At 59.5% G+C, this 14,296-nt stretch carries 12 protein-coding genes; 4 read left to right on the top strand and 8 right to left on the bottom strand.

Annotated features, from left to right (window positions below):
- Positions 1-28: 28 nt before the first annotated feature.
- The 8 genes from pdxJ to lptF all read right to left on the bottom strand — a co-directional run bounded on the left by pdxJ (position 29) and on the right by lptF (position 8,457).
- Entirely contained in the window at positions 29-775 is a 747-nt protein-coding gene (pdxJ, locus tag NTD87_RS15120; RefSeq protein ID WP_262114790.1) for a pyridoxine 5'-phosphate synthase, read from the bottom strand.
- 51 nt (positions 776-826) lie between these two features.
- On the bottom strand, positions 827-1,516 hold the full coding sequence (gene recO, locus NTD87_RS15115) for a DNA repair protein RecO (protein WP_262114789.1): 690 nt from the start codon (positions 1,514-1,516) through the stop codon (positions 827-829).
- 174 nt (positions 1,517-1,690) lie between these two features.
- Positions 1,691-2,593: a GTPase Era gene (gene era / locus NTD87_RS15110; protein WP_262114788.1), complete on the bottom strand. Its 903-nt coding sequence runs from the start codon at positions 2,591-2,593 to the stop codon at positions 1,691-1,693.
- Positions 2,586-3,275: a ribonuclease III gene (gene rnc, locus NTD87_RS15105; RefSeq protein WP_019691997.1), complete on the bottom strand. Its 690-nt coding sequence runs from the start codon at positions 3,273-3,275 to the stop codon at positions 2,586-2,588. Before rnc ends, era begins: the two co-directional genes overlap by 8 nt.
- Positions 3,276-3,453: 178 nt before the next feature.
- Positions 3,454-4,308 carry a signal peptidase I gene (gene lepB / locus NTD87_RS15100; protein WP_262114786.1) on the bottom strand — a complete coding sequence of 285 codons (855 nt, stop codon included), beginning with the start codon at positions 4,306-4,308 and terminating at the stop codon, positions 3,454-3,456.
- Positions 4,309-4,313: 5 nt separating this feature from the next.
- Entirely contained in the window at positions 4,314-6,113 is a 1,800-nt protein-coding gene (gene lepA, locus NTD87_RS15095; RefSeq protein ID WP_262114785.1) for a translation elongation factor 4, read from the bottom strand.
- A gap of 171 nt (positions 6,114-6,284) precedes the next feature.
- Complete coding sequence (gene lptG / locus NTD87_RS15090) at positions 6,285-7,346, bottom strand: LPS export ABC transporter permease LptG (protein WP_262114783.1); 1,062 nt, start codon at positions 7,344-7,346, stop codon at positions 6,285-6,287.
- A complete protein-coding gene (gene lptF / locus NTD87_RS15085; protein ID WP_262114782.1) occupies positions 7,339-8,457 on the bottom strand; it encodes an LPS export ABC transporter permease LptF in 1,119 nt (372 codons plus the stop codon). Before lptF ends, lptG begins: the two co-directional genes overlap by 8 nt.
- Before the next feature lie 318 nt (positions 8,458-8,775).
- Here lptF and NTD87_RS15080 point away from each other — a divergent pair, with 318 nt between their 5' ends.
- The 4 genes from NTD87_RS15080 to NTD87_RS15065 all read left to right on the top strand — a co-directional run bounded on the left by NTD87_RS15080 (position 8,776) and on the right by NTD87_RS15065 (position 14,241).
- Positions 8,776-10,266, top strand: coding sequence for a leucyl aminopeptidase (locus NTD87_RS15080; protein WP_262114781.1), 1,491 nt, complete (start codon positions 8,776-8,778; stop codon positions 10,264-10,266).
- A gap of 60 nt (positions 10,267-10,326) precedes the next feature.
- Positions 10,327-10,755: a DNA polymerase III subunit chi gene (locus NTD87_RS15075; protein WP_262114779.1), complete on the top strand. Its 429-nt coding sequence runs from the start codon at positions 10,327-10,329 to the stop codon at positions 10,753-10,755.
- Between the two features lie 7 nt (positions 10,756-10,762).
- Positions 10,763-11,182 (top strand): DNA polymerase III subunit chi, encoded by a 420-nt coding sequence (locus tag NTD87_RS15070; protein ID WP_262114777.1) that lies wholly within the window; start codon positions 10,763-10,765, stop codon positions 11,180-11,182.
- A gap of 212 nt (positions 11,183-11,394) precedes the next feature.
- The gene (locus NTD87_RS15065) at positions 11,395-14,241 is read left to right on the top strand and encodes a valine--tRNA ligase (RefSeq protein WP_262114776.1); all 2,847 of its coding nucleotides are present in this window, start codon (positions 11,395-11,397) and stop codon (positions 14,239-14,241) included.
- Positions 14,242-14,296: the final 55 nt, after the last annotated feature.

Genomic DNA, 14,296 nt, shown 5'->3' with positions numbered 1-14,296 from the left:
TCGCTCCCACAGGTTTTTGTACTGCTCTTCAGACCTTGGCGGCAGCCGCCAGAATCAGCGCTTTCATCTCCGAAACAGCCGACTTGAACCCGACGAACAACGCATGCGCCACCAGTGCGTGACCGATGTTCAGTTCGTTGATGCCTTTGATCGCCGCAACCGCTTCGACGTTGTGGTAATGCAGACCGTGACCGGCGTTGACGATCAAGCCCTGAGCCAGACCAAAGGCCACGCCATCCGCCACACGTTTCAGTTCTTCAGCAACGGAAGTCGGCGTCTCGGCGTCTGCATAACGGCCGGTGTGCAATTCGATGGCCGGTGCGCCGACACGTTTCGAGGCTTCGATCTGGCGCTCATCGGCGTCGATGAACAGCGACACTTCGCAGCCGATTTTTGCCAGACGATCCACCGCAGTCTTGATCCGCGCTTCCTGCCCCGCGACATCCAGACCGCCTTCGGTGGTCAGTTCCTGACGGGTTTCCGGGACCAGGCAAATGTGCGCCGGGCGAATGCGCTCGGCGAACGCCATCATTTCCTCGGTGACGCCCATTTCGAAGTTCATGCGGGTTTGCAGCACGTCCTTGAGCAGCAGCACGTCGCGCTCCTGGATGTGTCGACGGTCTTCACGCAAATGCACAGTGATCCCGTCAGCGCCCGCCTCTTCCGCGTCCAGCGCTGCTTTCACGGGATCAGGGTAGCGAGTGCCCCGGGCCTGACGCAGGGTGGCAACGTGGTCGATGTTCACGCCAAGAAGAATGCGATTGCTGGTGGTCACGGAAGCGCTCCTGAAGAAGAGAAAGTTCGGTGCACAGCATACACGTCAGGCTTACGGCTTTCGAAACAACTCGCGACTGACCAGTGGCCGACCGCCCAGGTGAACGGCCAGTGCCTGGCGCATCAAGCGCTTGGCAGCAGACAGGGCACCCGGCGCGCTCCAGTCCGCGTCGGCCATGGCCAACAGTTCAGTGCCGTTGAACAGACCGGGTTGCAACAGGTAGACCCGCTCCAGGCCTGCATCGACTTGCAAGCGATACAGGCCATCCGGCGCTATCGGTTCGTCATGAATGTCCGCGTTCAACGCAAAGCCGTAACCGAGGTCATCGAGCAGCCGCCATTCGAACGAACGCAGCAAGGGTTCCAGCGGACGCCCTTCGGCCAGGGCCAGCAAGGTCGCGGCGTAATGATCGAATACGGCGGGATGGGGATCTTCGGAAGGCAGCAGGCGGATCAGCAGTTCGTTGAGGTACAGACCGCTGAACAACGCTTCACCGCTAAGCCAGGTAGAAACGCCGGCGCTTTCCATGCGTCCGACGTTCTTCAGCTCGCCCCGACCACGGAACTCGACTTCCAGCGGCACGAAGGGTCGCGCCAACGTCCCGGCCTTGCCCCGCGCACTGCGCAACACTGCCCGCAGCCGACCTTGTGGCGTAAGGAAATCCACCAACGCGCTGTTCTCGCGGTAGGCACGGCTGTGGAGCACGTAGGCGGGTTGGCCGAGGGGTTGGGTTGGGGACATGGGCGTCGAGTATCTCAATGAAGGAGCGCAGCTTTTGTGACAGCCTCAAACCACTGTGGGAGCGAGCCTGCTCGCGATGAGGGACTGATATTCAACATAGATGTTGACTGACAGACCGCTATCGCGAGCAGGCTCGCTCCCACAGTTGATCGTTGTATCACCAGGGTTCGGGGATTACAGGTCGCCGTAACCCAGCGAACGCAGGGCGCGTTCGTCGTCGGACCAGCCGCCTTTCACTTTGACCCACAGGTTGAGCATGATCTTGGAGTCGAACAGCAGCTCCATGTCCTTGCGCGCTTCGGTGCCGATGCGCTTGATCCGCTCGCCCTTGTCGCCAATGATGATTTTCTTCTGGCCGTCACGTTCGACGAGGATCAACGCATGAATGTGCAGGGTTTTGCCCTGTTGCTTGAACTCTTCGATTTCCACGGTGATCTGGTACGGCAGCTCGGCGCCCATCTGGCGCATGATTTTCTCGCGTACCAGTTCGGCGGCGAGGAAACGGCTGCTGCGGTCGGTGATCTGGTCTTCCGGGAAAAAGTGATCGTTTTCCGGCAGGTGCTCGGCGATCACGCGCTCCAGCGCATCGAGGTTGTGCCCGTGCTGAGCCGAAATCGGAATGATCTGCGCGTTCGGCAGTTGTTCCTGCAGCCAGCTCAGGTGCGGCATCAGCTCGGCTTTGTCTTCGATGCGATCGGTCTTGTTCAGCGCCACGATCAACGGGCCCGTCACGTACTGAACGCGCTCCAGCACCATCTGGTCTTCATCGGTCCAGCGGGTGCGGTCAACCACGAAGATCACCACGTCGACGTCTTTCAACGCTGCCGAAGCGGTCTTGTTCATGTAGCGGTTCAGGGCTTTCTCGCCACCTTTGTGCATGCCGGGGGTGTCGACGTAGACCGCCTGCACGGCGCCTTCGGTCTTGATCCCGAGCATGTTGTGACGGGTGGTCTGCGGTTTGCGCGAGGTGATTGCCAGCTTCTGACCCAGGATGTGGTTCAGCAGCGTGGATTTGCCCACGTTCGGGCGGCCGACGATGGCGACATAGCCACAGCGAGTTGCAGTTGTATCAGTCATGGCCATTCTCCACGCCCAGGGCAATCAGTGCTGCAGCGGCCGCTACCTGTTCGGCAATACGACGACTCACACCCTGACCTCGGCTTTTTTCGTTCAGTAAGGTGATTTCGCATTCGACGAAGAACGTTCGGCAATGCGGCTCACCCTGGATATCCACCACTTCATAACGCGGCAGTTCGCAGGCACGCGACTGCAAGAACTCTTGCAGACGGGTCTTTGGATCTTTGTTGGTATCGACCAGCGTCAGGCTGTCGAACTCGGACGTCAACCACGCCAGCACGCGCTCGCGCGCCATGTCCATGCCGGCATCCAGGTAGATCGCACCGATCAGCGCTTCGAGGGCATCGGCGAGGATCGACTCACGGCGGAAACCGCCGCTCTTCAACTCACCGGAGCCCAGGCGCAGGTACTCGCCCAGATCAAAACCACGCGCTAGTACTGCCAGCGTCTCACCTTTGACCAGGCGTGCGCGCAAACGCGACAACTGGCCTTCACGGGCCAGCGGAAAGCGGTCGAACAGCGCTTCACCGGCGACAAAGTTGAGAATGGCATCACCGAGAAATTCCAGGCGCTCGTTGTTGCGCCCGGCAAAGCTGCGGTGAGTCAGGGCCAGAACCATCAGTTCCTGGTCCTTGAAGGTATAACCGAGCTGACGCTCGAGACGGCTTAAAGAGACGCTCACGGTTGACCCACGCTGAGTTCGTGGTCGACGTCGGTCACAGCAACGCTGCTAGGTTCTTGGACAATTAACGCTGTGTTCAAAAATTACATCCTGAATATCGTTGGCTTCATGCGTTCCGGTGACCTTCTGCAGGCTCCAGAAATGCATTCGGCGCTGTGTTCAACAGCGCCGTGTGTGATTACTTGATCAGGCCAACCCGCGAGAAATTCGGCAGGTGACTGAGTTTCGGTTCCGGCCAGCTCATCCAGACTGCGAAGGCCTTGCCGACGATATTCTTGTCGGGAACCATGCCCAGCAAATCCTTGGGAATACTTGGATCATCCCAGTAGCGACTGTCGTTGGAGTTGTCGCGGTTGTCGCCCATCATGAAGTAGTGCCCGGCAGGCACGGTCCATTGATGGTCCGGGGTTGCGCGGTAGCGGCTCATTTCCTTGCGGATCAGGTGCTCGGCTTCGCCGAGTTTTTCCTTGTAGAGCTCGGCACTTCCCAACGTGCCAGGCTCGGAGCCGACCAGCAGTTCAGCGATCGACTCCCCGTTGACGAACAGACGCTTGTCGGCGGTATAACGAATCTTGTCGCCCGGCAGGCCCACTACACGCTTGATGTAGTTGACGTTCGGGTCGCTTGGGTAGCGAAACACCATCACATCGCCGCGCTGCGGATCACCGATCTGGATGACTTTCGTATCGAGCACCGGCAAACGGATCCCGTAAGAAAACTTGTTCACCAGAATGAAGTCGCCAACGTCCAGCGTCGGTTTCATCGAGCCAGACGGAATCTGGAACGGCTCCACCAGGAACGAACGCAACACCAGCACGATGAACAGCACCGGAAAGAACGATTTGCCGTATTCAACCAGCATCGGTTCTTTGTTCAGTTTCTCGACCACCATCATATCGGGCTCGCCGACGCTGCCCTGATAGGAAGTAATGGCGGCACGCCGACGCGGCGCCAGGAAAACCAGATCGAGCAACGCCAACAGACCGCAAACGAAGACGGCGATGACCAGCAACAGCGGGAAATTTAGTGACATAGGACCTAACTATCCAACCTGAGCACAGCGAGGAAGGCTTCTTGTGGAATTTCCACGTTGCCGACCTGCTTCATGCGTTTTTTACCGGCCTTCTGCTTTTCCAACAGCTTGCGCTTACGGCTAACGTCACCGCCGTAGCATTTGGCCAATACGTTCTTTCTGAGTGCCTTGACGGAGGTTCGCGCAATAATCTGCCCGCCAATGGCGGCCTGGATTGCGACGTCGAACATCTGACGCGGAATCAGTTCTTTCATCTTCTCGGTCAACTGGCGACCTTTGTAGTGCGCGTTATCCTTGTGCACGATCAGCGCCAGGGCGTCGACCTTGTCACCGTTGATCAGAACATCCAGTTTCACCAGATTAGCTGATTGATAACGATCGAAATGGTAATCCAGCGAAGCATAGCCGCGACTGGTGGATTTGAGACGGTCGAAGAAGTCCAGGACCACTTCGTTCATCGGCAAATCGTAGGTCACCTGGACCTGAGAACCGAGGAACAGCATGTCATGCTGAATGCCACGCTTCTCGATGCACAGGGTAATGACGTTGCCCAGGTGCTCTTGCGGCACAAGAATGTTTGCCCGAACGATTGGCTCGCGCATGTCTTCAATGGACGACAGGTCCGGCAGCTTGGACGGGTTGTCGACGTAAATCGTTTCACCGGTTTTCAGCAACAGCTCGAAAATAACCGTCGGTGCGGTGGTGATCAGGTCCAGGTCGTACTCGCGCTCCAGGCGCTCCTGGATGATCTCCATGTGCAGCATGCCGAGGAACCCGCAACGGAAGCCGAAGCCCAGGGCGTCGGAGCTTTCCGGGGTGTATTGCAGCGACGAATCGTTCAGCGTGAGCTTTTGCAGCGCTTCGCGGAAGTCTTCGAAGTCGTCGGAGCTGACCGGGAACAGACCGGCATACACCTGCGGCTGAATGCGTTTGAAACCTGGCAGCACATCGACGTCCGGCGTCGTGCTCAAGGTCAGGGTGTCACCCACTGGCGCACCGTGAATATCCTTGATACCGGCGATGATGAAGCCTACTTCACCGGCTTTCAGGTCAACGGTGGCGGTGTGTTTCGGGTTGAACACACCGACGCTGTCCACCAGGTGAATCTTGCCGGTGGATTTCACCAGAATCTTGTCGCCCTTCCTCACGCGGCCATGGCGCACACGAACCAAGGAAACAACGCCCAGGTAGTTGTCGAACCAGGAGTCGATGATCAACGCTTGCAGCGGATCTTCGATGTTGCCGGTTGGCGCAGGAATGGTCTTGACCAGACGCTCAAGCACCTCGTCGACGCCCAGACCGGTCTTGGCACTGCACTCGACCGCATCGGTGGCATCGATACCGATGATTTTTTCGATTTCTTCTTTGACGCGGTCCGGATCGGCCTGTGGCAGGTCGATCTTGTTCAGGACCGGCATCACTTCCAGGCCCTGCTCGATCGCGGTGTAGCAGTTGGCAACCGATTGCGCCTCGACGCCCTGACCGGCATCGACCACCAGCAAGGCACCTTCACAGGCCGCCAGCGACCGGCTGACTTCATAGGTGAAGTCAACGTGGCCGGGGGTGTCAATGAAGTTCAGCTGGTACTTGATGCCATCTCTGGCGGTGTAATACAGGGTAACGCTGTGAGCCTTGATGGTAATCCCGCGTTCACGCTCAAGGTCCATGGAGTCCAGTACCTGGGCTTCCATTTCGCGCTCGGCCAGGCCGCCGCACATCTGGATGAAGCGATCGGCCAGAGTCGACTTGCCATGGTCAATGTGGGCGATGATGGAGAAATTGCGGATATGACTCAAATCACTCACGGATCAACACTCAAAAAGGCTGCAGGCATAGCCCGCCGAAAAATAGCCGGGAATTGTACCTGATACACGACGCAAGCGTCACGTTCACAGGTCAACGGTATTGGATACAAAAACGCCCCGGTCTTGCGAACGGGGCGTTTGAGTCTCAATCACGGCAGAAAATACCGGTAATCAACCTGCTCGGCGCAACAGCCAGAGGCCGGCGACAGCGCAAATGCCCGCCGGAACCAGCACCGCGAACAATGGCGAGAAACCGAAAACCAGGCTTGAAGGCCCCAGCAAGTCCTGGGCGATACGGAAGGTAAAGCCGACCAGCACCCCCGTGAACACGCGCTGACCCAGGGTTACCGAACGCAGCGGGCCGAAGATAAAGGAAATCGCCATCAACACCAGAGCAACGGTGACCAGTGGCTGCAACACCTTGACCCAAAAGGCCAGCCAGTAACGGCCATTGTTAAGGCCCTGATCCGCCAGATAGTGGATGTACCCCCACAAACCGCTGATCGACAACGATTCCGGCGCCATGATCACGGTGTTGAGCAGTTGCGGGCTCAACGGTACTTCCCAGCGCTCTTGTGGCGCCGTGACCACTTCGGTGCTGCCCTCGTGGAACACCGTGGTCGTCACGTCGTTCAACTGCCAATGGTCCGTTTCGAACTGCGCACGCTTGGCGAAGCTTGAGGTCAGCATGTGACGCTCGGTGTCAAAACGATAGCGGGTCACGCCATACAGAATGCCATCCGGCTGCACCGAGTTGATGTGAATGAACTCATCGCCCTGACGGTGCCACATACCGTGCTTGGCACTCTGCGCATCACCACTGCCCTGGGCGAGGGAGCGATTGGCCTGGGCAATGTTTTCCGCAGTGGGCGCCACGTACTCGCCGACCAGTACACCTGCCAGCATCAGCACCAGCATCGGCTTCATCACCGCCCAGACGATCCGACCAATGGACACGCCAGCAGCGCGCATGATGGTCAGTTCACTGCTGCTGGCCAGACTGCCAAGACCGATCAGGCACCCGATCAGTGCCGCCATCGGCAGCATGTCATAGACCCGGCGGGGCGCTGTCAGCACCACGTAGCTCAATACGTCAGTGAGGGTGTAGGTATCCGTGACGTCACTCATCTCGTCGATGAAGGCAAACAAGGTCGCCAGACCCAGAATGATCCCCAGCACGGCCAGGATCGCCATGAAAACACTGCTACCAATGTAGCGATCGAGCTTAACCACGGGTCACCTCCAGCGCACTGCGGCGACTCGCCATTTTCAATCGCAACGGCTCCCAATAGAGCAGCCCCAGGCCAATGACCAGGAATACCCCGTGAACCCACCACAAGCCCAGTGCCTGCGGGATCTTGCCTTTCTCCAGAGCGCCACGCCCGGCGATCAGGATCGTCAGATAGGCCATATAAAGAAGGATCGCCGGCAGCAGCTTGAGGAAACGACCCTGGCGCGGATTGACCCGTGACAGCGGCACAGCCATCAGCGTCACGATAAACACCAGCAACGGCAGCGACAGACGCCATTGCAGCTCGGCGCGCGAGCGAATGTCGTCATTGGCCAGCAGAAAGCTGGTAGTCATTGCATCGCGATCGGTCACTTCGTCACTGACATCCGGCTTGGGCAGCAGCACGCCATAGGTGTCGTACTTGATGGCACGGTAGTCAGCCAGCCCCGGATTACCGTCGTAACGGTAGCCATTATCGAGAATCAGGTAACGGTTGCCGTCCTCCTTGATTTCCTGACGGCCCTTTTCGGCCACCAGCACGGAAATGCCGCGATCTTTCTGGTCGGGAGAAAGGCGCTTCTCCGAAATGAATACACCACCCAGGTTGATCCGGTCATCGGACATCCGTTCGGTGTAAGTCACCCGCGAACCGTCGCGCAACGCTTGAAAACGGCCCGGCACCAAGGTGTCGAACTCAGTCATCGCGTCTTGTTTATTGAGCAGCAACTGGAACTGATTGGCACCTTGCGGTGCGAGACTCAAGCTCAACCAGGCCACGACCAGCGCCACCAGCGCAGCCGGAAACAGGGTCATGCCCAGCAGACGCTGCTGGCTCATGCCGGTCGCCGAGAGCACAGTCATTTCACTGTCTAGGTAAAGGCGGCCGTAGGCCAGCAGTATCCCGAGAAACAGCCCCAGCGGCAGAATCAGTTGCAGGAAACCCGGCAGGCGAAAGCCCATGATCAGGAACAGCGAGCCTGGGTCCAGGGCGCCGGAGGCGGCCTGAGCCAGGAACTTGATGAAGCGCCCACTCATGATGATGACCAGCAGCACGGCGCTGACGGCGCTCAAGGTCAACAGGACTTCGCGGGAAAGATAACGGAAGACAATCAAACCAGACACTCCAGGGTTGTCAGGCTAAGGCGGCCAAACAAGCAAACGTATCGGGCGGCTCGCAGGGCTGAGCCGCCGAAAAAGATGGCGCATTATCCTGTGATTGACCGCGCCTGTCACTGCGCATGCTCAAGCGGGTGCGCAATGGCGCAAAGTTCGCCCGCGCAAGGCTTGTCAGGCGCAGTGAGCGAGGTTCAATATGCGGCCTTTGTCGCTGGCCTCCACCAGCGTCTTTGTGCAGCCTTTCCATAGAGAGAGGCAAACGTGCGCGCGTCGCGTGACACGCTGCATTTTGACCATTTATTCAGGGAACCGGACATGGAACTGGTTGTAAAAAGCGTTAGCCCAGAAACGTTGAAAACCGCCACCCTGGTAGTCGCCGTCGGCGAAGGCCGCACTCTCGGCAACGTCGCCAAACAAATCGACGAGCTCAGCGGCGGCGCGATCAGCGCAGTCCTCAAGCGTGGCGACCTGGCCGGCAAAGTTGGCCAGAGCCTGTTGCTGCACAGCCTGCCAAACCTCAAAGCCGAACGCGTGCTGCTGGTTGGCGTGGGTAAAGACGCCGAACTGGGCGACCGCCCGTTCCGCAAAATCATCGCTGGCGCACTGAACATCCTCAAAGGCCTGGGCGGCACCGATGCCGTGCTGGCGCTGGACGAAATCGTGGTCAAAGGGCGTGACAGCTACGGCAAAACCCGTCTGCTGGCCGAAACCCTGGTGGACGGCGAATACGCCTTCGAGCAGTTCAAGAGCCAGAAATCCGACCCCCGCGCCCTGAAGAAAATCACCCTGCTGACCATCAAGGCCGCACAGGCTGAAGTCGAGCGCGCCGTGACTCACGCCACCGCGATTGCCAACGGCATGTCCTTCACCCGCGACCTGGGCAACCTGCCACCGAACATCTGCCACCCGATTTTCCTCGCCGAGCAGGCGAAGAACCTGGGCAAGGAGTTCAAGGGGCTGAAAGTCGAAATCCTTGATGAGAAACAAATCAAGGAACTGGGCATGGGTTCGTTCTACGCCGTCGGCCAGGGCAGCGCCCAGCCACCGCGTCTGATCGTCATGCAATACAACGGCGGCAAGAAAGCCGAGAAGCCGTACGCACTGGTCGGCAAGGGCATCACCTTTGACACCGGCGGCATCAGCCTCAAGCCGGGCGCCGGCATGGACGAGATGAAGTACGACATGGGCGGCGCCGCCAGCGTGTTTGGCACCTTGCGTGCCGTGCTCGAACTGAAACTGCCGATCAACCTGGTGTGCATCCTCGCCTGTGCCGAGAACATGCCGAGCGGCAAGGCTTCGCGCCCTGGCGATATCGTCACGACCATGAGCGGTCAGACCGTGGAAATCCTCAACACCGACGCCGAAGGCCGTCTGGTGCTGTGCGACGCCCTGACCTACTCCGAGCGCTTCAAGCCACAAGCGGTGATCGACATCGCCACCCTGACCGGCGCCTGCGTCGTCGCCCTCGGCTCCCACACCTCGGGCCTGCTGGGCAACAACGACGAGCTGATCGGCCAACTGCTGAGCGCAGGCCAACAGGCTGACGACCGCGCCTGGCAACTGCCGCTGTTCGATGAGTACCAGGAGCAACTGGACAGCCCGTTCGCCGACATCGCCAACATCGGCGGCCCGAAAGCCGGCACCATCACTGCTGCCTGCTTCCTGTCGCGCTTCACCAAGAACCTGAACTGGGCGCACCTGGACATCGCCGGCACGGCCTGGACCAGCGGCGGCAAGGACAAGGGAGCCACTGGCCGTCCGGTTCCATTGTTGACCCAATACCTGCTGGACCGCGCCAAAGCCTGAAACTGAACCCCCTGCGCGGCGGCGTCCATGGATGACGCCGCGCAGGCATCAGGAACCGCAATGACCAAAGTCGATTTCTATATCCTGCCGAGCGCCGATCCTTCCGCACGGCTGGATTTTGCCTGCAAGCTCACCGAAAAAGCCTGGCGCATGGGCCACCACATCTATCTGCATTGCAGCGATGCCGCCCAGCGTGACGATCTCGATGCGCGCCTGTGGACGTTCAAAGGTGAAAGCTTCGTGCCTCACGGTCCCGCCGAAAGCGAACCGGACGGTTTGATTGTGCTCGGCCTGGGAGATGACCCAGGGCAACACCAGGACTTGTTGGTCAACCTTGACCTCAAAGTCCCGTCTTTTGCCCAGCGCTTTGCCCGTGTGGCCGAAGTGGTGGTCGAAGACCCGACAATTCGTCAGGCCGCGCGGGAGAGTTTCCGTTTCTACCGCGAACAGGGCTATCCTCTGCAAGATCACCGTTTACAGCGACTCTGAGCACATGATGGACACGTCAAACCCGCTGCAAAAGTCCGCACACTTGCTGGACGACCTCGAGTCGATCCGCCAGTTACTCGGCGATGACAACCTGCAACCACCACTATTGACCGACACTGTCGAGCAAGGCAGTGATGAAGGCCAGATTCCGATGCTGTTCGATCAGGTCGGTGGCAAACCGAAAGCCGGCGTCATCGAACCGCCAGCTCCCAAGCCGACACCCGCACCCTCGCCTGTTGCCGAACCGGCTCAGGCGTCCTCCGTCCAGCAAGGCGCTGATGTCATGCTGCACCTGGACAGCGAACTGCGCGCTGCGGCGCAATTGATCCTGCAAGACGTGATCGACGACTTCGCGCCGCATATCGAAACCGAGATCAAACGCCGCCTGGATGCGCGTATGGAACGGTTGCTTAGCCAGTACGAGTAATACCAATCCCCTGTGGGAGCGAGCCTGCTCGCGATAGCATCACCTCGGTTCCCTGATAGACCGCGGTGCCTGCATCGCGAGCAGGCTCGCTCCCACATTGATCCTCGCTGTGATTGATGACGAACCCGGTCCGCCGCTGCTCGCCCTTCGTCCCATGCCCCGCTATACTTGCCGGCTTTTCCTGAATAAATGCCAATAGGGTCCCGCCGCGCATGGATAAGACCTACCAGCCGCACGCCATTGAAACTTCCTGGTACAACACCTGGGAGTCCGAGAATTATTTCGCCCCGCAAGGCGCGGGCGACTCCTACACCATCATGATCCCGCCGCCGAACGTCACTGGCAGCCTGCACATGGGCCATGGCTTCAACAACGCGATCATGGACGCCCTGATCCGTTTCCGCCGCATGCAGGGTCGCAACACCCTGTGGCAGCCGGGCACCGACCACGCCGGTATCGCCACGCAAATGTTGGTGGAGCGTCAGCTCGAAGCCAAGGGCCAGAGCCGCCACGACCTGGGCCGCGAAAAATTCCTCGAGAAAGTCTGGGAATGGAAGGATGAATCCGGCGGCAACATCAGCCGTCAGATCCGTCGCCTCGGCTCGTCGGTAGACTGGAGCCGCGAGCGCTTCACCATGGACGACGGCCTCTCGGAAGCGGTCAAGGAAGCCTTCGTACGCCTGCACGAAGACGGTCTGATCTACCGCGGCAAGCGTCTGGTCAACTGGGACACCAAGCTGCACACGGCAATTTCCGACCTCGAAGTGGAAAACCACGACGAGAAAGGCTTCCTGTGGAACCTGAAGTACCCGCTGGCCGACGGCGCCAAGACCGCTGAAGGCAACGATTACCTGATCGTCGCGACCACCCGTCCGGAAACCATGCTCGGCGACGCCGCCGTGGCCGTTAACCCGAACGATGACCGCTACAAAGCCCTGATCGGAAAATTTGTCGAACTGCCGCTGGTTGGCCGCCGCATCCCGATCATCGCTGACGATTACTGCGACCCTGAATTCGGCACCGGCTGCGTGAAAATCACCCCGGCGCACGATTTCAACGACTATGAAGTCGGCAAGCGCCACAACCTGCCGCTGCTGAACATCTTCGACAAGAACGCCGAGGTGCTGGCAACCGCCCAGGTATTCAACCTCGATGGCAGCGTCAACGAAGAGATCGACGGCACACTGCCAGCAGAATACGCCGGCCTCAACCGTTTCCAGGCCCGTAAGGAAATCGTTGCCGCGTTCGAAGCGGTCGGCCTTCTGGTCAGCGTCGACGATCACGCCCTGAAAGTGCCGAAAGGCGACCGCTCCGGCACCATCATCGAGCCGTGGTTGACCGACCAGTGGTACGTTTCCACCAAACCACTGGCCGAGCCTGCGATTGCTGCCGTTGAAGACGGCCGTATCGCATTCGTGCCCAAGCAGTACGAAAACATGTACTTCTCGTGGATGCGCGACATCCAGGACTGGTGCATCAGCCGTCAGCTGTGGTGGGGTCACCGGATCCCGGCCTGGTACGACGAGTCGGGCAAGGTCTACGTCGGTCGCGACGAAGCCGAAGTGCGTGCCAAGCACAACCTCGGCCAGGAGGTTGCGCTGCAACAGGACAACGACGTTCTCGACACCTGGTTCAGCTCGGGCCTGTGGACCTTCTCCACCCTCGGCTGGCCGCAGCAGACTGAGTTCCTGAAGAAGTTCCACTCCACCGACGTGCTGGTGACCGGCTTCGACATCATTTTCTTCTGGGTTGCCCGGATGATCATGCTCACCATGCACTTGGTGAAAAACGAAGACGGCACGCCGCAGGTACCGTTCAAGACTGTGTACGTGCACGGCCTGGTGCGTGATGGCCTGGGCCAGAAGATGTCCAAGTCCAAGGGCAACGTCCTGGACCCGCTGGACATCATCGACGGTATCGAGCTCGAAGCGCTGGTGGAAAAACGCACCTCGGGCATGATGCAACCGAAACTGGCGAAGAAGATCGAGAAGCAGACCCGCGACGAGTTCGCCGACGGTATCGCCAGCTATGGCACCGACGCGCTGCGCTTCACGTTCTGCTCGCTGGCATCGACCGGCCGCGACATCAAGTTCGACATGGGCCGCGTCGAAGGCTATCGCAACTTCTGCAACAAGATCTGGAACGCCGCGCGCTACGTACTGGACAAGGGCGAAGACTGCGGCCAGAACGGCGAAGCCTACGAGCTCTCGCTGGCAGACCGCTGGATCATTTCGCAGCTGCAACGCACCGAAGCCGAAGTGACCCGCCAACTCGACCAGTTCCGTTTCGACCTGGCCGCACAAGCCTTGTACGAGTTCATCTGGAACCAGTATTGCGACTGGTACCTGGAACTCTCCAAGCCTGTGCTGTGGGACGAAAACGCAGCCGTAGAGCGTCAACGCGGCACTCGCCGCACGCTGGTTCGCGTGCTGGAAGTCGCTTTGCGTCTGGCCCACCCGTTCATGCCGTTCATTACCGAAGAAATCTGGCAGCGCATTGCGCCGCTGGCCGGTATCGAAGGCAAGACGATCATGCTGCAACCTTGGCCAGTGGCCAATGAAGCACGCATCGACCAGGCCGCCGAAGACGACATCGAATGGCTCAAGGGTCTGATGCTCGGCACCCGTAACATTCGTGGCGAGATGAACATCGGCCCGGGCAAACCGCTGCCGCTGTTCCTGAAGAACGTCAGCGCGCAAGACCAGCGTCGCCTCACCGAGAACGAAGTCCTGCTGAAAAAGCTGGCCAAGCTCGAGTCGATCACCGTATTGGCCGCCGGCGAAGAAGCCCCACTGTCCGCCACCGCTCTGGTGGGCGAGATGGAAGTGCTGGTGCCGATGGCCGGCCTGATCGACAAAGACGCTGAACTGGCGCGTCTGGACAAGGAAATCCAGCGCCTGCAAGGCGAAGTGCAACGCGTGGGCGGCAAGCTGTCCAACGCCGGCTTCGTTGACAAGGCCCCGGCCGACGTCATCGAGAAAGAACGCGCCAAACTGGCCGAAGCCGAACAGGCTCTGGGCAGGCTGGCCGAGCAACATGCGCGGATTGCCAGTTTGTAACTGGTAAATCGTAATGAGAAAGGGAGGCCCATGCGGCCTCCCTTTTTTTGCCTGC

It is taken from the genome of Pseudomonas sp. 6D_7.1_Bac1 (genome assembly GCF_025465945.1).
Classification (GTDB): Bacteria; Pseudomonadota; Gammaproteobacteria; order Pseudomonadales; family Pseudomonadaceae; genus Aquipseudomonas.
Note: the sequence above shows the minus strand (reverse complement) of the source record. Positions and strands in the feature narration are given on the sequence as shown.

Excerpts from the sequence above, each read along its gene's own strand:
- recO (WP_262114789.1), bottom strand. The coding sequence starts at position 1,516 with ATGTCCCCAACCCAACCCCTCGGCCAACCCGCCTACGTGCTCCACAGC.
- era (WP_262114788.1), bottom strand. The coding sequence starts at position 2,593 with ATGACTGATACAACTGCAACTCGCTGTGGCTATGTCGCCATCGTCGGC.
- lepB (WP_262114786.1), bottom strand. The coding sequence starts at position 4,308 with ATGTCACTAAATTTCCCGCTGTTGCTGGTCATCGCCGTCTTCGTTTGC.
- NTD87_RS15080 (WP_262114781.1), top strand. The coding sequence starts at position 8,776 with ATGGAACTGGTTGTAAAAAGCGTTAGCCCAGAAACGTTGAAAACCGCC.
- NTD87_RS15075 (WP_262114779.1), top strand. The coding sequence starts at position 10,327 with ATGACCAAAGTCGATTTCTATATCCTGCCGAGCGCCGATCCTTCCGCA.
- NTD87_RS15070 (WP_262114777.1), top strand. The coding sequence starts at position 10,763 with ATGGACACGTCAAACCCGCTGCAAAAGTCCGCACACTTGCTGGACGAC.
- NTD87_RS15065 (WP_262114776.1), top strand. The coding sequence starts at position 11,395 with ATGGATAAGACCTACCAGCCGCACGCCATTGAAACTTCCTGGTACAAC.